Genomic DNA, 22,598 nt, shown 5'->3' with positions numbered 1-22,598 from the left:
CCGCTGGGCCGGGTGTGGAGCCGGGCCCGGTGCCCGAACCCCTGGAGCCCGTCGGATGACGCGAGGGCACGTCTTCGTGGTGCACGGCGACCTGACGCAGCTGGCGTGCGACGACGTCGTCGTGCCGACGGACGCCCGCGGGGAGGTCAGCGCGAGCTGGCACCGTCTCGTCCCGCCGGGCCGGGCGCCGTGGGGTGAGGGGATCTGGCCGGTCGACACCGGGTCCGGGTCACCGCAGGCGGCGTCGTGGTACGCCACGACGGTCCACGACGTCCTGGACGCCGTCGCGGCGGACCAGCAGGCTCGGCCACCCCGGCGAGGCCGCTCGCGGCACCTCACCGCCCTGCCGTTGGTGGGCGCGGGCCGGGGGGCGGCGGGATCGCGTCGGGGCGACGTCATCGCAGCCGTCCTCGAGGTCCTCGAGACCCACGCCGACGAGGGGCACGACGTCGCGCTGGTGCTGCGCTCGGGACGCGACCACGCCGCGGCCCAGCACGTGCGGCGCGGACGGACGCGCCACGGGCTCTCACCGGCCGAGGAGGCGACGGCCGAGGACCTCGCGGCGAGGGCCAGGGTCAACGAGCTCGCGCTGTTCCTGGGCGCCGGGGTGAGCGTGAGCGCCGGCCTCCCGTCGTGGGCGATGCTGCTCGACGAGCTCGCCCGACGCGCCGCGATCCCGGCGGCGGAGGCCGCGGAGCTCCGCACGCTGCCGGCCCAGGACGCGGCGACGCTCATCGAGCGCACCCTCGACGAGCCGCTCGAGGACGCCCTGGCCGCGGTGCTGTCAACCCACCGGCACGGCCTGTCCCACGCCCTGCTGGCGGCACTGCCGATGTGGGAGGCGGCGACGACGAACTACGACGACCTGTTCGAGCGCGCCCTGGGCGCCGTCGGGCGGGCGCCCGCCGTCCTGCCGTTCGAGCCGGCGCGCGCCGACCGGCCCTACCTGCTCAAGCTGCACGGTGATCTCGCGCGCCGCCGCAACGTCGTCCTGACCCGCGACCACTACCTGCGGTTCCAGGGCGCACAGGGCGCCCTGGCGGGGGTGGTGCAGGGCCTGCTCATGACCCGCCACGTGCTGTTCGCCGGGTTCTCGCTGGCCGACGAGAACTTCCTCCACCTCGCCGACGAGGTCCGCCGCGTGCGGGAGGACGACCGGGTGGTGGGCACGGCGCTGGCCCTGGTCGACGAGCCGCTGCGCCGGCGGATGTGGGACGGCGAGCTGCGCTACCAGGCCTTCGCCGAGCGTCCCGCCGACCGGGCCCGCACCGACGAGGTGGTCGCGGGCGCCGCCCGGCGGATGGAGATCTTCCTCGACCTCGTCGCGCACCACGCCACCGACGACGCCTCGTTCCTCCTCGACGAGCGCTACCAGCACCTGCTCACCCCCGCCGAGCGGGCGTTCACCGGCGCCGTCACGCAGCTGCGCGACGTCCCGCCCGGGAGCCTCGCCGGCCGCCGCGTGGAGGCCCTGCTCCACGAACTCGGGATGCGCCCCTGAGGGGGCGCGCGGTCAGGGGGCGGTCAGGGGGCGGAGCGCCACCGGGCGGCGTAGCGGGCCGCGGCGGCCTCGTCCTTCTCCCGCGTGCGCTCGGCCCGGGCCTCGACCCCGGTCCCGACCGGGTAGCCCGCCTTGACCAGGCGGTGCTCGGCGGTCTCGTGCAGGTAGGCCACCGAGAAGATCATCCCCATGATGGCGCCGCCCACCGCGCTCATCACGCGCAGCCACAGCGGACCCGGCACGAAGACGATGATCGCCGCCACGAACGGGGCGAGCTGCACGACGAGGCGCACGAGGTGGCGGACCCACCAGGTGCGGCAGGTGGTGTCGTGCAGGACCCACGGCGCGAACCGCGCGGGCAGCCCACCCCCGTGGGCGTACCAGAGCCACCACAGCGGGCCGGGTCGCGGCGTCGAGACCACCGGGGCCACCTCCTCGGAAAGTTTGTGCACCAACAGTATGCGCCCCAAGGGTAGAGTGGGGCGTCATGACGGCCACCACAGACGAGATCGACCCCCTCGCGCTGGAGAACCAGGTCTGCTTCGCCCTGGCCGTCGCCGCCCGCTCGGTGATCGCGCTCTACCGGCCGCTGCTCGAGCCGATGGGCCTGACCCACCCGCAGTACCTGGTGATGCTGGCGCTCTGGGGTCGCTCGCCGCTGTCGGTCACCGAGCTCTCCGGGATGCTCGCGCTCGATCCCGGCACCCTGTCGCCGCTGCTCAAGCGTCTCGAGGCGCAGGGCTACGTCGAGCGTCGCCGCGTCCCCGGCAACGAGCGCACCCTCGCCGTCACGCTCACCGACGCGGGCCGCGCGCTGCGGACCGAGGCCGAGCGCATCCCGCCGGCCATCGTCGAGCGCCTCGGGATGCCGGTCGAGGAGCTGATGCGCCTGCACGGCGACCTCACCGCCGTCATCGCCGCCGCCACCACCGAGCCGGCCGCCGGAGTCGGCGCCTGACCCGTCGTCGGGACCTTCCCAGGAGCCGGACCCGACGCGCACGCTGTCCGGCATGACCACCACGGAGCGCCTCGTCGACGTCGGGGCGTCGCAGGACGTGCCCGAACGCGGCCGGCTCGTCGTCGAGATCACCACCGGGACCGGGGCCGTCACGCTCGGGGTGTTCCGGTTCGGCGGTCGGCTGTACGCCTGGGAGAACCGTTGCGCCCACCAGGGCGGCCCGGCCTGCCAGGGCCGGATCGTGCACCGGGTGACCGAGCGGCTCGACGACGAGCAGCGCAGCCTCGGCCTGCGCTTCGACGAGGACACGATGCACGTCGTGTGCCCGTGGCACGGCTTCGAGTACGACGTGGTGACCGGGCGCCACCCCGGGCGCCCCGACCTCGCGCTGCGGGCGTTCGAGGTCTCCGAGGAGGGCGGGCGGATCCGTGTCGCCGTCTGAGCACCTCGACCGCGCCCGCCGCATCGACGAGCTCGTGGCGGCGCTGGCCGCCGAGGTCGACGCGGGTCTCGACGACGGCGCGATCGCCTCCCTGGATCCCGACACGGCCCGCCGGCTGGTGAGCACCACCGCCCGCTGCTGGGCGGTCGCCGCCGAGGATGGCGCCGAGCCGCCGGGCGCGGCCGACACCACCCCGACCGACGCGGTCGCGCTGGCCACCGCGGCGCTGCGCAGCCACGACCTCAACCCGTTCGACCTGGCCCTCTGGTTCTCGAGGAGTACGCCGTGACCGCGACCGACCCGGGGGTGCGGCGGCTGCCCACCCAGGAGATCACGACCGCCACCGACACCCGCGAGATCCTCGCCAACGCCCGTCGCGACACCGAGCGCTACGGGCTGGACGACTACCTGATCGTCGACGTCGACTCCCACCACGTCGAGCTCGACTCGTGGCCGGAGATCCTCACCTATCTCGACAGCCCGGTCCTGCGCGACACCGCCCAGCAGATGATGCGCAACTGGCCGCAGGCCTCCCACCTGGCGCTGCACAACCATCCGCCGGGCCTGACGATGCAGGACGTCTCCGGGCGCATACCGCACCAGGCCTCGCTGGCGGAGGAGACCCCCGGCACGACGTCGGGCGCGGACCGGGACGTGACGCTCGTGCGCCGGGCGATGGACGCGATGTCGATCGACCTGCAGGTGGTCTTCCCGCAGCCGATGCTCGAGACGGGGCTGCACCCCCAGCCGGAGGTCGCGACCGCGCTGCTGCAGGCCTACAACCGCTGGTTCACCGCCGAGGTGCTGCCCCGCGAGCCGCGCATCCGGACCATGCTGGGCCTGCCGTTCGAGAACCCCGACGCGTGTCTGGCGACGATCGAGGAGTTCGGGGACACGCCGGGCGTCATCGGCTTCCTGGTCACCAGCCAGCGTCACGCCGGGGTGCACCGCAACGCCTACATGCCGGTGTACCGCGAGCTGGAGCGCCGGGGCCTGCCGATCGGGTTCCACGCCGGGCCGAACCAGGCCGACTCGATGACCTCGACGATGAACCGGTTCCTCTCGGCCCACTCGATGAGCTTCGTGACCTGCAACATGACCCACATGACCAACTGGGTCGTCAACGGCATCCCGGAGCGCTTCCCGGGCCTGAAGACGATCTGGATCGAGAGCGGTCTCGCGTGGCTGCCGTTCATGATGCAGCGCCTCGACCACGAGTACTACATGCGCTCCTCCGACGCCCCGCTGCTCACGCGCCCGCCGTCGCACTACATCCGCGAGATGTACTACACGAGCCAGCCCATGGAGTGGACCGACGACAAGCTGCTCGCGGCCACCCTCGAGGCCATCGACGCGGAGAACTCGCTGATGTACTCCTCGGACTGGCCGCACTGGGACTTCGACGTCCCGGGCCGGATCGCCGCCCTCCCGTTCGTCTCCGAGCACGGCAAGCGGAACATCCTCGGGGAGACCGCGCGGAAGGTCTTCGAGCTGGGGGAGGTGTGAGTGAGCGGGTTCGTCCGGGCGCCCGGGGCGGGAGAGACCTACGAGTTCGACGGCGCGGTCTTCACGGTCAAGGCCACGGGCGCCGACACCGAGGGTCGGGTCTCCGTCATGGAGCAGGAGGCGCCGGTCGGGCTCGTCGTCGCCCCGCACACCCACGAGGGCGAGGACGAGATGTTCCACGTGCTCGCGGGCCGGGTGGGCGGCCGCTGCGGGGACGAGGAGTTCACGGCCGAGACCGGTGGGTTCATCTTCCTGCCGCGCGACGTCGAGCACACCCTCTGGGTGCTCGGCGACGAGACGGTGCGCATGCTGACGATCTGCGGTCCCGCGAAGTTCGACCAACTGGTACGCGACCAGGGACGTCGTCGCGGGTAGCCGCACGGATGGCCAAGGGCGCGAAGGACTACGAGCAGGACTACACCCACCCCGAGCTGCGCGAGCGCCTCAAGGAGGAGATCAAGGCCTCCGACAAGGGCGGTTCCCCGGGGAAGTGGTCGGCGCGCAAGAGCCAGCTGCTCACCCAGGAGTACGAGCGCCACGGCGGGGACTTCGAGCACAAGGACCAGCCGACCGAGTCCCAGCGCAGCCTCGAGCAGTGGACCGACGAGGACTGGCAGACCGCCGACGGCTCGGCGCAGGCGCGCGGTGACGGCGCGACCGACCGCTACCTCCCGAAGAAGGCCTGGGAGGAATTGTCCGACGAGGAGAAGGAGAAGACCCGCCGGGCCAAGAAGGAGGGCTCGAAGAAGGGGCAGGGCGACGTGCCGAACACCGCAGGCGCGAAGCAGGCCCGCAAGGACGCCCACCTGGAGGAGATGAACGCCGACGACGCCGTCGAGCGGGCCAGGACGATGGAGCCCGACGAGGCGAAGAAGGCGCTCGAGCACGAGAAGGACACCAAGGACCGCAAGACCGTGGAGCAGAAGCTCGAGAAGGTCGCGGCGAAGGACTGATTCAGGGGAGCCGCGGGTCCTCCGGCCAGGCGTGCTTCGGGTAGCGGCCGCGCAGCTCCGCGCGGACCTGCGGGTAGCCGTTCTCCCAGAACGACTCGAGGTCCGCCGTCACCGCCGCCGGGCGGCCCGCCGGCGAGAGCAGGTGCACGACGACGGGCACGCCCGCCAGGACCGGGGCCTGCTGCCAGCCGAACGCCTGCTGGACCCGCAGGGCGACCACCGGCGCCGTCGCGTCGGAGTAGTCGACGCGGACCCGACGCCCGTCCGGCGTGGTCACGTGGGTCGGGGCCAGCTCGTCGAGCCGGCCGGCCTGCGACCACGGCACCAGGTGGCGCAGGGTCGCTGCGACCTGGACCCGACCGAGGTCGGCCCGGCGGCGGACCCGGGTGAGGTCGAGCCACTCGTCGGCCCGGGCGAGCAGGGACGCGTCGTCGACGGCGGGCCACGGATCGCCGAGCGCGTGGTGGAGGAACGCGAGCCGTCGTCGCAGGTCGAGGGCGGCGTCGGTCCAGTTCAGCAGTGCGAGCCCCTCGGCGGCCAGGCCGTCGCGCACCGCCGTCGCCACCGCCGCGGGATCGGGGTGGGCCAGGGGCCGGCGGGCCAGCACGATCGCGCCCAGCCGCTCCCGGCGCTCGGCGACGACGTCGCCGTCCTCCCAGGCCACCACCTCGTCGTCGCGCCACCAGCCGGCGGCGGCCTCCCGCGCGGTGTCCTCGTCCACCGGCGCCGCGAGCCGCACCCGGGCGACGCGGTCGCCCGGCCCGCGGACCGCGTCGGCGACCGCGAGCCAGGGCTGACCGCGCAGCGGCGACGACGCGGCGAGCTCGACGCCGGTGCCACCCGTCGTCAGGTACTCGCGGGAGTCGGCGGCGCGGGCGCGGGCGAGCCGGTCGGGGTACGCCAGGGCGACCACAGCGCTCCGCGCACGTGAACGGATGTGGTCGTCCTGGCGACCAGATTCGTTCACATGGCGAAGCCTCCGCACCTCCGCGCGCCACCGCGGGTCGTTCCTCGCCCCGCGCAGCCGCTCGTCGAGGTCGTCGGAGTCGCCGCGGACGTCGGCCGCGAGGAGGGCCACCACCTCGGTGGCCGTCGTCGATCCCGCGACCGCGGCACCGTCGAGCAGCGCCCGGCCCAGCCGCGGGTGCACCCCGGTGCCCGCGACCGCCCGGCCCCGCCCGGTGATCGCGCCGTCCTCCCCGACGAGCCCGAGCCCGCGCAGCACCGTCCGGGCCGCCTCGAACGCCGTCGTCGGTGGGGCGTCGAGCAGCGCCAGCCCCGCGCCGCCGGGCGTGCCCCACCGCGCGAGCTGCAGCGCGAAGGCGGTGAGGTCGGCGTGCGCGATCTCCGGGTCGTCGGCGCGGTCCCGATGGGTGTGCTCGGCCTCCGACCAGCAGCGGTGCACCACGCCGGGCGCCTCCCGGCCCGCGCGCCCGGCCCGCTGCGTCGCCGAGGACTGCGACGCGAGCACGGTGACCAGCGCGTCCAGCCCGCGGGCGTGGTCGGTCCAGGGCCGGCGGGACAGGCCGGCGTCGACGACGACGCGCACCCCCGGCACCGTCAGGCTCGTCTCGGCGATCGCCGTCGCGAGGACCACCCGACGACGGGCCGACGGGGCCAGCACCGCGTCCTGCCGCGCGGCGTCCTGGCCGCCGTGCAGGGTCTCGACGGCCACGTCGAGACCCGTCAGGCGCTGGGCCACGTCGTCGATCTCGCGACGGCCGGGCAGGAACACCAGGACGTCGCCGTCGGCCTCCGCGAGGGCACGGCGCACCACCGCGGCGACGTGGGCGAGCAGCTCCGGCTCCACCCGCATCCCGCGCGGCGGCGGCACCGGGCGCGGCGGCGGCGACCAGACGACCTCGACGGGGTGCAGCGGGTCGGGTGCGACGACGACGGGGCCGTCCAGCGCCGCGGACAGCTCGTCGGCGGCTGCGGTGGCCGACGTCGCGAGCAGGCGCAGGTCGGGGCGCAGCGCGGCGCGGGCGTCGACGGCGAACGCCAGCGCGAGGTCGGTGTCGAGGGCTCGCTCGTGGCACTCGTCGAGGACCACCGTGTCGACGCCGACGAGCTCCGGGTCGTGCTGGAGCCGGGCGACGAGCAGCCCCGTCGTCACCACCTCGACCCGCGTCCGGGGCCCGGTGCGCCGCTCGCCGCGGATCGCGTAGCCGACCCGCTCGCCCACCGGCTCCTCGAGCAGCGACGCCATCCGGGCCGCCGCGGCGCGCACCGCGACCCGCCGCGGCTCGGCCACGAGCACCCGCCCCTCGACGGCTTCCGCCAGCGCGAGCGGGACCAGCGTCGTCTTCCCGGTCCCCGGCGGCGCCACCAGCACCGCCGCCCCGCGGGCGGCGAGGGCCGCCTCGACGTCGGGAAGCGCCGGGCGGACCGGCAGCGCGAGCGCGGCCCGATCGGTCACCTGGTCGATCACGCCCGCCGGTCTACCACCGCACCGTCCCCGCACGAGGGGACCCCTCGGCCGCGTAGAGCGACCGGATCCTCCCCTCGCGGCACACTGCTCCGCGCGCGAGGGGACGATCCAGCCGTTCTACGACGTCGAGGGGTCCCCTCGTGCGGGGAGCGGCGTCAGCTGCCCAGCGCCAGGACGTTGCAGACGTCGCCGCGCCCGCCCGACGAGGTGAGCCCGCGCTGGGAGCGGATGCGCTCGGCGAGGTAGCGGGCGTCGTCGCCGACCCCCGAGAACCGGCCCGAGCCCCAGGTCCACTGCCAGGGCAGCCCGAGGAAGTACAGGCCGGGGGAGGAGGTGACCCCGCGGCTGTGGCCGGGGGTGCCGCGTCCGGAGAACACCGGGACGTCGATCCACGAGAAGTCCTGGCGGAACCCGATGCACCACACCACCGAGGTGATCCCGGTGTCGGCCAGGCGCAGCTCCGTCGGGTCGTCCGCGGGCGACCACACCGGGTTGTACCGCTCCTCGACCGGGGCGTCGATCTCCGACACCGCGATGTGCTTGTCGATGGTGTCCTTGATCGACTCGGAGACCTCGTCGGCGTGGTCGAGGCTCTCGGTGAGCGTCGGCGCGAAGTGCAGGACGCCGTCGCGGTGGTCGGTCATGACGCCGTAGAGCTTCATCCCGTCGGCCGCGTGGGCGCGCAGGTCGATGTCGCGGCCGCCGTCGCGGCCGGTGACGTAGTGGTTGGCCTGCGCGCGCACCGCCTCGCGGCGGGGGTGCTCGGTGACCGGCATCCGGTAGTAGCCCAGGTCGTCGAGCCAGTCGGTGACGTCGCGCCCGCGGTAGAAGCGGGCGACGCGGGGCGCGTTCCCGACGACGAGGTGGACCTGGCGGCCCTCGAGGTGCAGGTCCTCGGCGATCTGCGCGCCGGACTGGCCGGACCCGACCACCAGCACCTCGCCGGGCGGCAGCTGCGAGCCGTTCTTGTAGTCCTGCGACTGCACCTGGGTGATCTCCGGCGGCAGCGGCTGCGAGGTCGGCGGGGTGATCGGCGTGTGGTAGCCGCCGGTGGCGATGACGACCTGGTCGGCGGTGAGCCGGCCCGCCGTTGTCTCGAGCACGTAGGTGCCGTGGTCGTCGCGGGTGACCCGCTCGACCCCGACGCCCTCGTGCAGCGGCGGGTCGATGAACGCCCGGTACGCCTCCAGGTAGTCGATGATCTCCGAGCGGACCATGAAGCCGTGCGGGTCGGTGCCGCCGTGGCCGCCGGGCCCGTACGGGTAGTCGGGCAGCTTGCACTGCCAGTTCGGCGTGACCAGGCAGAAGGTGTCCCACCGGTAGGTCTTCCAGGAGTGGCCGACCTCGTCGCGCTCGAGCACGAGGTGGTCGATCCCCGCCCGGGACAGGCAGCGGCTCATGGACAGTCCCGCCTGCCCGCCGCCGATGACGATGACGGGGCGGTGGGTGCCGTCGAGGTCGGCAGGGGTGCGGGCGCCGGTGCCGCGCAGGGGCGTGACGGTTGCCGTGGTCATGGCCGGTCGTTCCTCTCAGCCTCAGGATGCGGACGCGTCGCTGCGTCCTCAACGATTCCGCGGATCAGCGTCGGGAGATTCCGTTTCCGAGTGGTTGCCGTCTGACTACCGGCCTGTTGCCGATTGTTTCGAAACGTCTCGGAAATGTTCCGGCGATTCAGAAACGCGCTCGTAGTCACGTCGACATCGGCGCGTCACGCGTCGTTGTTTGGCTTTTGCAGCACGAGGCCGGGACCCCCGGTCGTCGACCGCACGTCCACACGGACACCAGGGGGACATCGTGCCTGGTATCTGGCAGAAGGTGAAAGCGGTGGTGAGCGGCGATCGCGGGGGCGAGCCCGGGACGGCCGCCACCGCCGCCGCGCCGTCCGGGATCGCACCCTCCACCGCCCCGACAGAACCGAAGGAGAACGGCATGACCACGGCCGAACTGTCCGACGTCGAGCAGAAGAGCCTCGAAGAGATCCCGCACCCGTCGCTGCCCGAGGGCTCGAGCATCTACGGCGGGACCAAGGTCTTCCCCGACCTGCAGGCCGAGAACGGCGAGACCTACTTCACCCTCGTGCACGGCATCGCGCACGAGTCGTCGGTCAGCTTCGTCGCGGTCCTCCAGGCCACCCGCGCACTGCGCAAGGGCTTCGAGACCGCGATCTACTTCTACGGCCCGGGCTCCCTGAACTGCCTGGCCACCCGGGGCTTCCCCACCACGGGCAGCTCGGCGTTCCCCGGCGAGCACAACATCAACGACCAGCTCAAGACCTTCATGGCCGAGGGCGGCAAGGCCTACTGCTGCCGCTTCGGGCTGTCGCTGCACGGTGCCCGCGAGGAGGACCTGATCGAGGGCGTCATCCCGACGCACCCGCTCGACGTCCAGGACGCGCTCATCTACTACGCGCGCAAGGGCGCGATCATCAACTCGACCTACCAGTTGTAGGTGCGCTTCGCGCTCGTGAGCACTTTCTGGGGCTATAGCCCCAGAAAGTGCTCACGAGCGGCCCCGTCCGCACCCAGTCCTGGAGGTCAGCTCGCGTGTCCGCACCGACCGATTCCGGTGTTGCCGTCCGTTCCGAAGTGGCCGTCCGCGGCGTCGCGATCGACCCTCCGTCCACCACCGTCGATCTCGGATCGACCATTCCGCTGCGCCGCCCGGGCGGCGCCGGCCCGTCCGACGACGGGCACGTGCTCGTCGACGGCCTCAAGACCACCATCCCCATCAACCCGGCGAGCCCGTTCCGGCTGCGCGACGGCCGGCTCGTGCGCACCGGCCCCGACGGCGGGGTGACCGATCTCGGCGTCGCGGTCGACACCGTCGCCCGGCCCGCGTTCTACGACCTCACGACGGCCGACGGCGTCCGCTACGAGCAGATCGCGCGGCTGCACGGCGACGACGTGCTGGCGACGACGGTCGTGCAGACCTGCGTGCGCTACGGCGAGGATGACCGCTGCCGGTTCTGCGCCATCGAGCAGTCGCTGCGCAGCGGCGCCACCACCGCGGTGAAGACGCCGGCGCAGCTCGCCGAGGTGGCCGAGGCCGCGGTCCGTCTCGACGGCGTGCGCCAGATGGTGATGACGACCGGCACCTCGAACGGCCGCGACCGCGGCGCCCGGCACCTGGCCCGCTGCACCGCCGCGGTCCGCGAGGCCGTCCCCGGCCTCCCGATCCAGGTCCAGTGCGAGCCGCCCGCGCCGGATGACCTGGCCGCCCTCGCGGCGCTCAAGGACGCCGGCGCCGACGCGATCGGCATCCACGTCGAGTCCCTCGACGACGCCGTGCGGCGCCGCTGGATGCCCGGCAAGGCCTCCGTGCCGCTCGAGCAGTACTGGGCGGCGTGGCGGGAGAGCGTGCGCCTCTTCGGCCGCAACGCCGTGTCGACCTACCTCATCGTCGGGCTCGGCGAGGACCCGGACGAGCTCGTGGCCGGGGCCACGGAGCTGATCGAGGCCGGGGTCTACCCCTTCGTCGTCCCCTACCGCCCGATCCCGGGCACGCTCGCCTTCGCCGACGGCGATCCCGCGCCCGACCCGGCGCTGCTCGCCGACGTCACCGCCCGCGTCGCCGCGGCCCTGCGCGCCGCCGGCATGCGGGGCGCCGACCAGGCCGCCGGCTGCGCGGCCTGCGGGGCCTGCAGCGCGCTCTCCGCGGCGGGGGGCTGACGTGTCGATCCTCGACGGTCCCGCCCCGGTGCGGCGCGATGACGTGGTCCTGCCCCGTGACGACGCTGCGCTGGAACGGCGGCTGTCCGCCGCGGAGGAGATCCTCGGCGGTCTCGCGCGCCGGCCCGCCCCCCGCGACGTCACCATCGGCGAGGCGCCGGCCGCCGACGCCACCCATCCCGACGTCGTCGCCCACCGCGCCCTGCGCCGGGCCGTGTTCGTCGAGGAGCAGGGCCTCTTCGGAACGTCCCGCAGCGACCTCGACGACACCGACACCGACCCGCGCGCGGTCGTGCTGCTCGCCCGCGACGGCGACGGCACCCCGCTCGGCGGCGTCCGCCTCGGTCCCGCCCGGCCCGGCGAGCCCGACCTCGGGTGGTGGACCGGCAGCCGCCTCGCGGTGAGCGTCGGCGGCCGGCGCCGGGCCGGGGTGCGCGTGGGCGCGGCCCTGGTCCGGGCCGCCGTCGCCCGTGCCGAAGCGGCCGGGGTGCTGCGCTTCGAGGCCGACGTCCAGGCCGCGAACGGCCCGCTGTTCACCCGGCTCGGGTGGGAGACGGTGCGCCCGGTGACGCTGCCCGGCGCCCCCGACCTGCCCCACCTGCGGATGCGCCACCCGATGGACCGCATCCAGCGGCTGGTCGACGCCACCAAGAGCCCGCTGGGCGAGCTGGTCGCGGGCCTGGCGCCGCCCGGCTTCGTCGGCGACGACGGCGCCCCGGTGCCGGGCAGCGACGTCGTCGCCGCCTGCGACGCGATCCTGCCGGCGATGGTCGAGCGCGACCCGGAGTGGGCCGGCTGGTGCGGCGTCCTGGTCAACGTCAACGACCTCGCGGCCATGGGCGCGCGGCCGGTGGGCCTGCTCGACGCCGTCGGCGCCCGCGACGCCTCCTTCGCCGCCCGCGTCCTGCACGGGCTGCGCGCCGCCGCCCAGGCCTACGGCGTGCCGGTCCTCGGGGGCCACACCACCATCGACGTGCCGGCCTCGCTGGCGGTGACCGCCCTGGGCAGCACGCCGACGCCGGTCCCCGCCGGCGGCGGGCGGGTCGGCCACGAGGTCCGCCTCACCGCCGACCTCGCCGGCGCCTGGCGCCCCGGCTACACCGGCCGCCAGTTCGACACGACCTCGCGCCGCCGGTCGGAGGATCTGCGCGCGATGGTCGACGCGATCGGCCCCGACGCCGCCCACCGGCCGGCCGCCGCCAAGGACGTGTCCATGGCGGGCCTCGTCGGGACCCTCGGGATGCTCGCCGAGGCGAGCGGGACCGGCGCCGTCCTCGACGTCGCCGCCGTGCCCCGGCCCGCCGGGATCGACGTGGCCGACTGGTTCACCTGCTTCCCCGGGTTCGCGCTGCTCACCACCGACGAGCCCGGCGCCCCGCTCCCCGACGCGGGCCCCGCCACCGGGGCGGCGTGCGGCGAGCTCACCGACACCGCCGGCGTGCTCCTGCGCTGGCCCGACGGGGAGACGACGACCGCCGTCGCCGGCCCCGTCACCGGGCTCGGACCGGCCGGGTCGAGCTCCGCCGCGCGACGTCTCCCGTCGCCGACCACCGGAACCGAGAGGACGCCGTCATGACCGTCACCTTCGCCGCCGCCGCCGAGGGCTTCGTCCGGGACCTGGACGAGGACTTCCGGCGCATCGAGAAACTGGTCGGCCGCGCCCGCGAGGCGGGCGCGCACCTGCTCGCGCTGCCCGAGGCCGCCCTCGGGGGCTACCTGTCCTCGCTGCACGGCGACCACGAGGACGAGCCGCCGCAGCTCGACGGCGACGGCCCGGAGATCCAGCGGCTCATCGGTCTCGCCGGCGACATGGTCATCACCGCCGGCTACTGCGAGCGCGGCGACGACGCCTCCGGCGGCCTGCCCTACAACAGCTGCGTCGCGGTCACCGGGGACGGGGTGCTCGGTCGGCACCGCAAGGTGCACCAGCCGCTCAACGAGAACAACTCCTACGCCGCCGGCGACCGTTTCGCCGCGTTCGACTCGCCGGTCGGGCGGATGGGCATGATGATCTGCTACGACAAGGCCTTCCCGGAGGCCGCGCGGGCGCTCGCCGTCGACGGGGCCCGCGTCGTCGTGTGCATGTCGGCCTGGCCCGCGTCGCGGACCAACCAGGCGCCGGTGCTCGCCGACGACCGCTGGACCCGCCGCTTCGACCTCTTCGACCGCGCCCGCGCGCTGGAGAACCAGATCGTCTGGGTGTCGGCCAACCAGGCCGGCGAGTACGGCAGCATGAGGCTCGTGGCCAGCGCGAAGATCGTGGACCCGGGCGGCGAGGTGCTCGCGACCACCGGGACCGACGCCGGTCTCGCGGTCGCGTCCATCGACGTCGACTCCTCCGTCGAGGGAGCGCGCCGCTTCATGGGGCACCTGCGCGACATGCGCCGCGGGAGCTACGCACCGGTACCCGCCTCCGCGTAGGGGAGTCCGTGCTCCGCATCGCCGCGGCGGCGGCCCACTTCACCCGCGACCTGGACTTCGACCTCGAGCGGATCGGCGTCATCATCGCCCACGCGCGCGAGGCCGGGGTCGGGCTGCTGGCCCTGCCCGACGGTGCCCTGGGCGGCTACATCACCGACCTGCGGCCCCGCGACCACGAGGTCCTCGACCTGCCGCCCGCCCTCGAGCCCAACGGGGACGAGGTGCGGTCGGTGATCGACCTCGCGGGCGACATGGTCGTCTGTCTCGGGTACTGCGAGAAGGGTCCCGACGGCGAGCTCTACAACTCCGCGGTCGCGCTCTGCGGGGACGGGATCCTGGGCCGCCACCGGAAGGTGCACCACCCGGCGGGCGTCGCGAAGGTGTTCACCGCCGGCTGCGGGTTCCACGCCTTCGACACCCCGGTGGGCCGCCTCGGGATGCTCATCGACCACGACAAGACGTTCCCGGAGTCGGCGCGGTCGCTCGCGATGGACGGCGCCCAGGTGATCGCGTGCCTCTCGGCGTGGCCGACCTCGCTGACCAACCGGGCCCCGCGCATGGCCCAGGACCGCCAGGCCCGGCTCTTCGACCTCTACGACCAGGCGCGCGCCGCCGAGAACCAGGTGCTCCTGCTCTCGGCGAACCAGAGCGGCCGGTCCGGGGCCCTGCACTTCCTGGGGCGGGCCAAGGTCGTCGGGCCGGGCGGGGAGATCCTCGCCCGGACCTGGTCGAAGGGCGGGCTCGCCGTGACCGAGGTCGACCCGGCCGCGATGGTCGACGCCGCCCGCGCGGTGCTCCACCACCTCGACGAGCGCCGTCCGTCGGCGTACCGCACCTGAGCGGCAGCGGACGTGCGCATCCGGCTCTCCACCTACTCCACGAAGCCGCGCGGCGGCGTCGTCCACACCCTCGCGCTGGGCGAGGCGCTGGCCCGCGCGGGGCACGACGTCGAGGTGTGGGCGCTGGCGCGGGGTGGCGACACGGCGTTCTTCCGGGACGTGTCGGTGCCGATCCGGCTGGTGGGCGTCCCCGAGATCGAGGGCGAGTCCGTCGGCGACCGCATCCTGCGCTCGATCGCGCTGCTCGCCGACGCGCTCGCCGACGCCGGGCCGGTCGACGTCCGCCACGCCCAGGACTGCCTGACCGCCAACGCCGAGGGCCGCGCCCACGGGTACGCCGGCCTCGTCCGGACGGTGCACCACCTCGACGAGTTCACGACGCCGTCGCTGGTCACCTGCCACGAGCGGGCGCTGGTCGAGCCCGCGGCGCTGCTGTGCGTCTCGGACGCGGTCGCCGCGGAGGTGAAGGCCGGGTGGGGACGCACCGCGCCCGTCGTCGGGAACGGGGTGGACGCGGCGCGGTTCGCGGCCGCGGCCTCGTCGGGGGCGGGCGCGCCCTGGCGCGAGCGCTTCGGTCGCTACGTGCTCGCGGTCGGCGGGATCGAGCCGCGCAAGGGCACCCGCGACCTGGTGGCGGCGATGGCCGCGCTGGCGCGCCGCGGGGTGGACGCCCCGCTGGTCGTCGCGGGCGGGGACACGCTCTTCGACTACCGGCCCTACCGCGAGGAGGTCTTCGCGCTCGCGGCCTCGCTCGGCGTCGAGCCGGTGGTCCTCGGGCCGGTGCCCCAGGCCGACCTGCCGGGGATCGTCGCCGGCGCCTCGGTGTTCGCGTTCCCGTCGACCAAGGAGGGCTTCGGGCTCGCGGCGATGGAGGCACTCGCGGCCGGGGTGCCCGTGGTCGCCCGCGACCTCCCGGTGCTGCGCGAGGTGTTCGCCGGGGCGGTGCGGTTCGCGGCCGACGGTGCCGACTTCGCCGAGGCGTACGCGGCCGAGCTCGCGGACGTGCTCACCGGCGGCGACCCGGCCCGCCCGGCCCAGGCCGCCGTCGGGCGCGCGCTCGCGGCGTCGCACTCGTGGGACGCGGTGGCGCGGGCCCACCTGGCCGCCTACGGGGCACTGCGCGCACCGTCGGGCACGCGCCGAGGGCCCTAGGCTCGATCGCATGGCCGAGACGACGGACGTCCGCTTCTGGTTCGACCCCGTCTGCCCCTACTGCTGGCTGACGAGCATCTGGGTACGGACCGTGGCGCGTCGTCGTGGGTTCGGCGTCGAGTGGCGGTTCATCGCCCTGCGGCTGCTGAACGCGCACGTCGACTACGACGCGCAGTTCCCGCCGGAGTACGAGGCGGGGCACACCGCCGGACTGCGCCTGCTGCGGGTGTGCGCCGCGGTGCGGGAGCAGCAGGGGCCCGAGGCGCTGGCCCGGTTCTACGAGGAGCTCGGCAGGGCGGTGTTCGAGCAGGAGGAGGTCCCCGAGCACTCCGGCGGCCGCGAGCGCCGCGGGACCCAGGCCTTCGTCCTGCCCGTCCTGGAGCGCGTCGGGCTGCCGGGCGAGCTCGCCGAGTCGCTGGACGACACCCGCCACGACGCCGTGATCCAGGCCGAGACCGACGAGGCGCTCGCGCTGACCGGCAAGGACGTCGGGACCCCGATCATCCAGCTCGACGCGCCGGACGGGCTCGCGTTCTTCGGTCCGGTGATCAGCCGCAAGGTCGGTGACGACGAGGCCGAAGAGCTGTGGGACCACGTCGTCGGGCTGACGCGCTTCCCGGGGTTCGTCGAGCTCAAGCGCAGCCTGCGGGAGCGTCCGCAGCTGGCGGCCTACGGCGTGGGGCAGGGGGAGGTCGGGCTCACCGAGGACTGGCACGGCGGGAGCCGGCGCCAGCACCGGTGAGCCCGACGGTGGCTCACACCGCGCCGTGGTGGATCTCCTCGTAGACCGCCGGCGTCGACACCACCTCCGCCCAGTCCGGCCCCGAGACCAGGGCCCGGAACTCGTCGTCGTGGGCGGCGGCCACGGCGGCGGGGGAGGTCCAGCGCGCGACGTTGACGAACCGGAAGCGGGCGTCGGGGGCGAGCGACCGGTACAGGTGGTGCTCCTCGTACCCGGGCCGGTTGCGCATGTGGGCGTTGACGCCCTGCCAGCGGGCGAAGAAGTCGTCCTCGCGGCCGGTGGGGACCTCGAAGCAATTGACGAAGGTGACGGACATGGCGGCGCTCCTCGACTCGTTCGGTGCACTGCTGTGTAGTGAGTGCACAGCGGTATAGTGAGCGTTCCCGTCCTCGTCCGTCAAGGAGTCGTCTCGTGGAACCCGGCACCGGCCGCGACGCGCAACGTCGTCGCACCCGCCGCGCGATCCTCGACGCGGCCGCGCGCCTGCTCGCCGAGGGCGCGTCGCCGTCGGTCGGGGAGATCGCCGACGCCGCCGAGGTGTCGCGGCGGACCGTCTACCTGCACTTCCCGACCCTCGACCAGCTGGTGCTCGACGCGGTCGTCGGCACCCTGTCGACGTCGGTCGACGAGGCACTCGCCGCCGCCCCCGACGACGACGTCCACGCCCGGCTCGCCGCCCTCGTCGACGGCGTGACCGCGACGATGGGCTCCTCGCTCGCCCTCGGGCGCCGGCTGATCGCACTGACCGTGGCCGAGACCGGGCGCGAGGAGGGTGCACCCCGGCGCGGGCACCGTCGGGTCGCCTGGATCGAGAGCGCCCTCGAGCCGGTGCGGGACCGGCTGGGCCGCGAGGCCTTCGCCGACCTGGTCTCCGCCCTCGCCGTCGTCGTGGGGTGGGAGGCCTTCATCGTGCTCACCGACGTGCGCGGCCTCGGTCCCGACGAGGCGGGCGCGGTCTCCCGGCGGGCGGCGCACCGGTTGTTCGACGCCGCGCTCGCGGACGCCGCCGGCGGGGTGTGACAGGCGACCGGATCGCGCGCCACCCGACGCCGCATCTGGTTTGCTCGGGCAACGATGAGCACCCAGGCGCAGGCCGCCCCCACCCACCTCGGACGCCCGACCGTCCTGCTCCTCGCGGTGGTGTGCGGCGCCGCCGTCGCGAACATCTACTACGCCCAGCCGCTGCTGCCCGTGGTCGCGCGCGCGTTCTCGGTCGGCGAGGGGCAGGCGGGCCTGCTCGTCACCGCCTCGCAGATCGGCTACGCGCTGGCGCTCGCGTTCCTCGTGCCGATCGGCGACGTCCTCGAGCGGCGCCGCCTGGTGAGCACGTTGCTGCTGGTCACCGGGGTGCTGCTCGTCGGGGCGGCGGCCGCGCCGTCGCTCGGGGTGCTCCTCGCGGCGGTGGCGATCGTGGCGGTGACCTCGGCGGTCGCGCAGATCGTGGTGCCGATGGCGGCGTCGCTGGCCTCCGACGAGAACCGCGGGTCGGTCGTCGGGACCGTGATGAGCGGGCTGCTCGTCGGGATCCTGCTGGCCCGGACCGTGGCGGGGCTCGTCGCGGAGATCGGCGGCTGGCGGCTGGTGTTCGTCCTCGCGGCGGTCGTCATGGTGGTGCTGGCCGGGCTGGTGCGCCTGGCCCTGCCGCGCGTGCCCACGTCGTCGGACGAGTCCTACCCGGCCCTGCTGCGGTCGGTGGGCACGATCGTGCGGCACGACTCGTTGGTGCGGCGGCGCATGGTGCTCGGCGGCGTCGGGTTCGGCTGCTTCACGATCCTCTGGACCTCCCTGTCGTTCCTGCTCGCGGCGCCGCCGTACTCGTACGGCTCCGGGGTGATCGGGCTCTTCGGGCTGGCGGGGCTGGCCGGGGCGCTGACGGCGGTGTGGGCGGGCCGGTTCGCCGACCGGGGCCACGGGCGGCGCTCCGTGACCGTGGGGCTGGGCCTGCTGCTGGTGAGCTGGGGTCTGCTCGCGCTGGGCGGGTCGTCGCTGGTGGCGCTGATCGCCGGGATCGTCGTGCTCGACCTCGCCCAGCAGCTGCTCCAGATCTCCCACCAGCACGCGATCTACCGGCGGCGCCCGGCCGCGCGCAGTCGCGTGACCAGCGCCTTCCTGGTGTCGGCGTTCATCGGCGGGGCGATCGCGTCGGCGCTGACGTCGGCGCTGTACGCGCTGGTGGGGTGGCCCGGGGTGTGCGCGCTCGGCGCCGCGATGGCCCTCGTCGGGATCGCGACGTGGGCGCTGGAGCTCCGGCGGCCGTCGCCGGCGGACCCCGTGTAGGTGCGCTGCGCGCTCGTGAGCAGAAAGTGTCGGTATACCGACCTTTTCTGCTCACGGGGCCGGAGGCCACCTGTACCGCTGGCCCTTCGCGGCCCGGGCGTCCACGACGAGGACCCCCTCCGCGGTGAGCCGGCGGATCTGCTCGACGGCGATGTGGGGCGCCGGCGTGCCCGTGCTGCGCAGCACCCGGTGCCACGGCAGGTCGGCCCCGTCCTGGGAGAGCACGGTCCCGACGACGCGGGCCGAGCGCTCGCCCGCGGCGGCGGCGACGTCGCCGTAGCTCACCCAGTGGCCCTCGGGGACCGACGCGACGATCTCCCGGATCCGCTCGTGGCGTGCCTCGTCCACACGGTCATCCTCCCAGCACGGCGGCCCCGTCGGGCGTGGCTGTCGGGGGGTCGTGGTTCAGTCGCTCCCATGACGACGGGGGCTCGGTCCGCGGGGGACGCGCCGCGGCTGCTGCGCGCCGCCACCCGGCTGCCCACCGATCTCGTGCTCGACCCGGTGGCCCGGCGGGTGCTGGAGCACGACGACGGGTTCCTGCGGGTCCTGGGCGGTCCGGGCACCGGGAAGACGACGCTGCTCGCCGAGCGGGTCGCGCGGCTGCTGCACGCCGACCCCGAGGCGCGCTCCCTCGTGCTGGTGGGCGACCGGCGGTCGGCCGCCGCGCTGCGCGAGCGCATCTCGGCCCGGCGTCGGGCGCTCGCGGGGGAGGCCGGCGGTGTCCTCACCGCGGCGCGCGAGCCGCTGGTGCGCAGCGTGCACTCCTACGCGTTCGCGGTGCTGCGCCGGCACGCCGCGCGCCGGGAGGAGGCCCCGCCACGGCTGCTGCCGGGGGCCCAGCAGGACGCGATGGTCCGCGAGCTGCTGGCCGGCGAGGCCGTCGGCGCCGGGCGCGGATCGGGCTGGCCGGCCCGCCTGGTGCCCGCGCTGGAGGCCCCGGCCTTCGCCGCCGAGGTGCGTGACCTGCTGCTGCGGGCCGCCGAGCGGGGTCTCGGCCCGCGGGAGCTGCGGGCGCTGGGCAAGGAGCACGACGTCGCGGTCTGGGTCGCGGCCGCGCGGTTCTACCAGACGTTCGAGGAGGTCACGCTGCTGCGCGCGGCGGCGGGCTCGGCGAACCCCCTGGCCTCGGCGCCCCCGCTCGACGCGGCCGAGCTCGTCGCCGCGGTGCTCGACGCGTTCGCGGTGGACCCCGATCTCCTCGCCAGCGAGCGGGAGCACGTCCGGCACCTCGTGGTGGACGACGCGCAGGACATGGACCCCCAGCAGCTCGAGCTGGTGCGCATGCTCGGGGCCACCGCCGACGCGTGGGTGCTCGCGGGCGACCCGGACTCCTCGGTCCTCGGCTTCCGCGGGGCCGCACCGGAGCTGCTGCGCGACGCCGACCCGGGCGGCCGCGCCACCGCGGTGCTCACCCTCGACCACCGCGGCTCGCCGGCCGTGCGCGCGGCCGTCGCCCGGGCCGTCGAGCCGCTGCGGGGCACGGGCCCGGCGCGGGCGCGCACCGGGCCCCCCGGCGCGCCCGCGGAGGGCGGCGCGGCCACCGTCTCGGTCTTCCCGACGCCGGGCCGCCAGGCGGCCTGGGTGGCCGACACGCTGCGCCGGGCGCACCTGGTCGACGGCGTGCCCTGGTCGCGGCTCGCGGTCGTCGTGCGGTCCGTGCCGCTCTCGCTCCCGCCGCTGCGCCGCGCGCTGCTCGCGGCCGGGGTGCCGCTGGCGGTGCCGGCGGACGACACCCCGCTCGCGGCGCTGCCCGCGGTCGCGCCGCTGCTGACCCTCCTGCGCTGCGCGGCGACCGCCGCGACCGCCCCGCCCGCCGAGGCGGTCGACGCCGACACCGCGCTCGCCCTGCTCGCCTCCCCGCTCGGCGGGGCCGAGCCCCTCGGGCTCCGGCGGTTGCGACGCGGCCTGCTGCGGCTCCACGAGGCGGGGGGCGGGGGCACGGAGCGCTCCAGCGACGAGCTGATCGTCGACGTGCTGGTCGACCACCTCGCCGGCCGCCCCGACCGGCTGACCCTCGTCCCGGAGCCGGACGCCGCGCCGCTGCGCCGGGTCGCCGGGCTGCTCGGCGCCGCGGTGGAAGCGATCCGTGCGGGGGAGAGCGTGCCCGACGTGGTCTGGGCGGTGTGGTCGGCGAGCGGCCTGCAGGCCCGCTGGGTCGCCGCCAGCGAGCGCGGCGGGGTGCCCGGCGCCCAGGCCGACCGCGACCTCGACGCCGTGGTCGCCCTCGTCGAGCGGGCCGGCCGGTTCGTCGAGGACCTGCCCGGCGGGACCGTCGCGGGGTTCGTCGCGCAGGTCGACGACCAGCGGTTCGCCAGCGACGGCCTGGCGCCCCGCACCCCCGACGGCGAGGCGGTCGCCCTCCTCACGGCGCACGCCGCACGGGGGCGGGAGTGGGACGTCGTGGTCATCCCCGACGTGCAGGAGGGCGTGTGGCCCGACCTGCGGCGCCGCGGGACGCTGCTCGGCGTCGAGCGGATGGTCGACGTGCTCGGTGGGGTGCCGGACGGCCCGGCGCTCTCCACCCGCGTGCCGCTGCTCGACGAGGAGCGCCGGCTGTTCGCGGTCGCGCTCTCGCGGGCCCGGCAGGCCGTCCACGTCGGCGCCGTCGAGTCCGAGGACGTCACGCCGTCGCGGTTCCTCGACGACGTGGCCACCGGCGACGACGCCCCGGGCCCCGACGACGCCGGGTGGGCCCGGCGGCGGCCCAGCCGCGCCCTCGTGCTCGCCGAGCTGGTGGGCGACCTGCGGCGGGCCGTCACCGCGCCGGACACCGACCCGGAGCGCCGCGCCCGCGCCGCGACCCAGCTCGCGCGGCTGGCCGAGGCCGGCGTGCCGGGCGCCGACCCGGACGACTGGTACGGCCTGCTCGAGGTCTCCACCACCGAGCCGCTGCGCCCGCCGGGCTCGCGGACCACGGTGAGCCCGAGCGCGGTGGAGACGATCCTGACCTGCCCGCTGCGCTGGGCGCTGCAGACCCACGGCGGGGACGACTCGGACTCGCTGGCCTCGGTCACCGGCTCGCTCGTGCACGCCCTCGTGCAGCGCGCCGCCGAGGGGGCGGGGGAGCACGAGCTCGACGAGGCCCTCGACGTCGCCTGGGCCTCGGTCGACGCGGGCGCGCCGTGGTTCTCCCGGCGGGAGCTCGCGAACTGCCGGCGGATGCTGCGGTCGTTCCTCGCGTGGCGCGACGGCTCCCGGCGCGAGCTCACCGAGCAGGCCGTCGAGGAGCAGGTGACGGCGCGGCTCGAGGCGCCCGGGGCTGACGTCGCGATCCGCGGGCGGGTGGACCGGCTCGAGGTCGACGCCCAGGGCCGCCCGGTGATCGTCGACGTCAAGACCGGCAAGTCGCCGGTGTCGGCGGCGAAGGCGGCCGAGCACCCCCAGCTCGCGGTGTACCAGCTCGCGGTCGCGCTCGGCGCGTTCGCCGAGCGGCTCGCATCGCCCCCGGCCTCGGAGGGCTCGGCGGCCGCGTCGGTGCCCGGCGGCGCCCGGCTGGTCTACCTGCAGCGCGACGGCGCGAAGGCCAAGGAGCGCGCGCAGACCCCGCTCGACGCCGACGGCGTCGAGCACTGGCGCGAGCAGGTCGCGGCGGCGGCCCGGATGACCGAGGGGCCGGTGTTCGTCGGGCAGGAGAACGACGCGTGCCCGCGCTGTCCGGTGCGCACGGCCTGCCCCGTGCACTCCTCGGGGAGGCAGGTGCCGTGA

The 22,598-nt window shown here is 75.3% G+C and carries 22 protein-coding genes; 17 read left to right on the top strand and 5 right to left on the bottom strand.

The features are described from left to right. Positions 1-55 precede the first annotated feature (55 nt). Positions 56-1,501, top strand: coding sequence for an SIR2 family protein (locus HH311_RS03130; RefSeq protein WP_169182077.1), 1,446 nt, complete (start codon positions 56-58; stop codon positions 1,499-1,501). Between the two features lie 23 nt (positions 1,502-1,524). On the opposite strand, the gene HH311_RS03125 is transcribed toward HH311_RS03130, so the two are convergent. Next, on the bottom strand, positions 1,525-1,923 hold the full coding sequence (locus tag HH311_RS03125) for a DUF5313 family protein (protein ID WP_312029910.1): 399 nt from the start codon (positions 1,921-1,923) through the stop codon (positions 1,525-1,527). A 65-nt stretch (positions 1,924-1,988) separates the two neighbouring features. Here HH311_RS03125 and HH311_RS03120 point away from each other — a divergent pair, with 65 nt between their 5' ends. Genes HH311_RS03120 through HH311_RS03095 form a run of 6 tightly spaced genes read left to right on the top strand, consistent with a single transcriptional unit; the run spans position 1,989 to position 5,360 of the window. Then, entirely contained in the window at positions 1,989-2,459 is a 471-nt protein-coding gene (locus tag HH311_RS03120) for a MarR family winged helix-turn-helix transcriptional regulator (RefSeq protein ID WP_169182076.1), read from the top strand. A gap of 52 nt (positions 2,460-2,511) precedes the next feature. After that, the gene (locus tag HH311_RS03115; RefSeq protein WP_169182075.1) at positions 2,512-2,901 is read left to right on the top strand and encodes a Rieske 2Fe-2S domain-containing protein; all 390 of its coding nucleotides are present in this window, start codon (positions 2,512-2,514) and stop codon (positions 2,899-2,901) included. Continuing rightward, positions 2,888-3,190, top strand: a complete 303-nt coding sequence (locus HH311_RS03110; protein WP_169182074.1) for a hypothetical protein — start codon at positions 2,888-2,890, stop codon at positions 3,188-3,190. The genes HH311_RS03115 and HH311_RS03110 overlap by 14 nt, the downstream gene beginning before the upstream one ends. After that, positions 3,187-4,407 carry an amidohydrolase family protein gene (locus HH311_RS03105; RefSeq protein WP_312029909.1) on the top strand — a complete coding sequence of 407 codons (1,221 nt, stop codon included), beginning with the start codon at positions 3,187-3,189 and terminating at the stop codon, positions 4,405-4,407. Before HH311_RS03110 ends, HH311_RS03105 begins: the two co-directional genes overlap by 4 nt. Beyond that, positions 4,408-4,782 carry a cupin domain-containing protein gene (locus tag HH311_RS31295; protein WP_169182073.1) on the top strand — a complete coding sequence of 125 codons (375 nt, stop codon included), beginning with the start codon at positions 4,408-4,410 and terminating at the stop codon, positions 4,780-4,782. Positions 4,783-4,790: 8 nt separating this feature from the next. Further along, positions 4,791-5,360, top strand: coding sequence for a hypothetical protein (locus tag HH311_RS03095; protein WP_169182072.1), 570 nt, complete (start codon positions 4,791-4,793; stop codon positions 5,358-5,360). Between the two features lies 1 nt (position 5,361). On the opposite strand, the gene hrpB is transcribed toward HH311_RS03095, so the two are convergent. Together hrpB and HH311_RS03085 are read right to left on the bottom strand one after the other, a co-directional pair. After that, a complete protein-coding gene (gene hrpB / locus HH311_RS03090) occupies positions 5,362-7,791 on the bottom strand; it encodes an ATP-dependent helicase HrpB (protein WP_312029908.1) in 2,430 nt (809 codons plus the stop codon). Between the two features lie 155 nt (positions 7,792-7,946). After that, positions 7,947-9,305: an MSMEG_0569 family flavin-dependent oxidoreductase gene (locus HH311_RS03085; RefSeq protein WP_169182071.1), complete on the bottom strand. Its 1,359-nt coding sequence runs from the start codon at positions 9,303-9,305 to the stop codon at positions 7,947-7,949. 415 nt (positions 9,306-9,720) lie between these two features. Here HH311_RS03085 and HH311_RS03080 point away from each other — a divergent pair, with 415 nt between their 5' ends. The 7 genes from HH311_RS03080 to HH311_RS03050 all read left to right on the top strand — a co-directional run bounded on the left by HH311_RS03080 (position 9,721) and on the right by HH311_RS03050 (position 16,613). Further along, complete coding sequence (locus HH311_RS03080) at positions 9,721-10,239, top strand: MSMEG_0572/Sll0783 family nitrogen starvation response protein (protein ID WP_169182070.1); 519 nt, start codon at positions 9,721-9,723, stop codon at positions 10,237-10,239. A gap of 137 nt (positions 10,240-10,376) precedes the next feature. After that, the gene (locus tag HH311_RS03075) at positions 10,377-11,459 is read left to right on the top strand and encodes an MSMEG_0568 family radical SAM protein (protein WP_312029907.1); all 1,083 of its coding nucleotides are present in this window, start codon (positions 10,377-10,379) and stop codon (positions 11,457-11,459) included. A 1-nt stretch (position 11,460) separates the two neighbouring features. Continuing rightward, positions 11,461-13,035 (top strand): MSMEG_0567/sll0787 family protein, encoded by a 1,575-nt coding sequence (locus HH311_RS03070; protein WP_312029906.1) that lies wholly within the window; start codon positions 11,461-11,463, stop codon positions 13,033-13,035. Continuing rightward, positions 13,032-13,880, top strand: a complete 849-nt coding sequence (locus HH311_RS03065; protein ID WP_169182068.1) for a carbon-nitrogen hydrolase family protein — start codon at positions 13,032-13,034, stop codon at positions 13,878-13,880. Before HH311_RS03070 ends, HH311_RS03065 begins: the two co-directional genes overlap by 4 nt. Before the next feature lie 8 nt (positions 13,881-13,888). Beyond that, positions 13,889-14,719 carry a carbon-nitrogen hydrolase family protein gene (locus HH311_RS03060; RefSeq protein WP_169182067.1) on the top strand — a complete coding sequence of 277 codons (831 nt, stop codon included), beginning with the start codon at positions 13,889-13,891 and terminating at the stop codon, positions 14,717-14,719. 12 nt (positions 14,720-14,731) lie between these two features. Next, entirely contained in the window at positions 14,732-15,871 is a 1,140-nt protein-coding gene (locus tag HH311_RS03055) for an MSMEG_0565 family glycosyltransferase (protein WP_169182066.1), read from the top strand. A gap of 10 nt (positions 15,872-15,881) precedes the next feature. After that, a complete protein-coding gene (locus HH311_RS03050) occupies positions 15,882-16,613 on the top strand; it encodes a DsbA family protein (protein ID WP_169182065.1) in 732 nt (243 codons plus the stop codon). 13 nt (positions 16,614-16,626) lie between these two features. On the opposite strand, the gene HH311_RS03045 is transcribed toward HH311_RS03050, so the two are convergent. Then, a complete protein-coding gene (locus HH311_RS03045) occupies positions 16,627-16,929 on the bottom strand; it encodes an antibiotic biosynthesis monooxygenase (RefSeq protein WP_169182064.1) in 303 nt (100 codons plus the stop codon). 95 nt (positions 16,930-17,024) lie between these two features. On the opposite strand from HH311_RS03045, the gene HH311_RS03040 reads away from it, so the two are divergent. Both HH311_RS03040 and HH311_RS03035 read left to right on the top strand, forming a co-directional pair. Continuing rightward, positions 17,025-17,633 carry a TetR/AcrR family transcriptional regulator gene (locus HH311_RS03040; RefSeq protein WP_169182063.1) on the top strand — a complete coding sequence of 203 codons (609 nt, stop codon included), beginning with the start codon at positions 17,025-17,027 and terminating at the stop codon, positions 17,631-17,633. Positions 17,634-17,687: 54 nt separating this feature from the next. Next, a complete protein-coding gene (locus HH311_RS03035) occupies positions 17,688-18,890 on the top strand; it encodes an MFS transporter (RefSeq protein ID WP_169182062.1) in 1,203 nt (400 codons plus the stop codon). A gap of 51 nt (positions 18,891-18,941) precedes the next feature. Here HH311_RS03035 and HH311_RS03030 read toward each other — a convergent pair whose 3' ends face one another. Then, positions 18,942-19,238, bottom strand: coding sequence for an MGMT family protein (locus HH311_RS03030; RefSeq protein WP_169182061.1), 297 nt, complete (start codon positions 19,236-19,238; stop codon positions 18,942-18,944). A 69-nt stretch (positions 19,239-19,307) separates the two neighbouring features. Between HH311_RS03030 and HH311_RS03025 the strand changes: the two genes are divergently transcribed. Beyond that, positions 19,308-22,598, top strand: coding sequence for an ATP-dependent DNA helicase (locus HH311_RS03025; RefSeq protein ID WP_169182060.1), 3,291 nt, complete (start codon positions 19,308-19,310; stop codon positions 22,596-22,598).

It is taken from the genome of Actinomycetospora sp. TBRC 11914 (assembly GCF_012933465.1).
GTDB lineage: Bacteria > Actinomycetota > Actinomycetes > Mycobacteriales > Pseudonocardiaceae > Actinomycetospora.
This window is presented reverse-complemented; position numbering and strand designations above follow the sequence as displayed.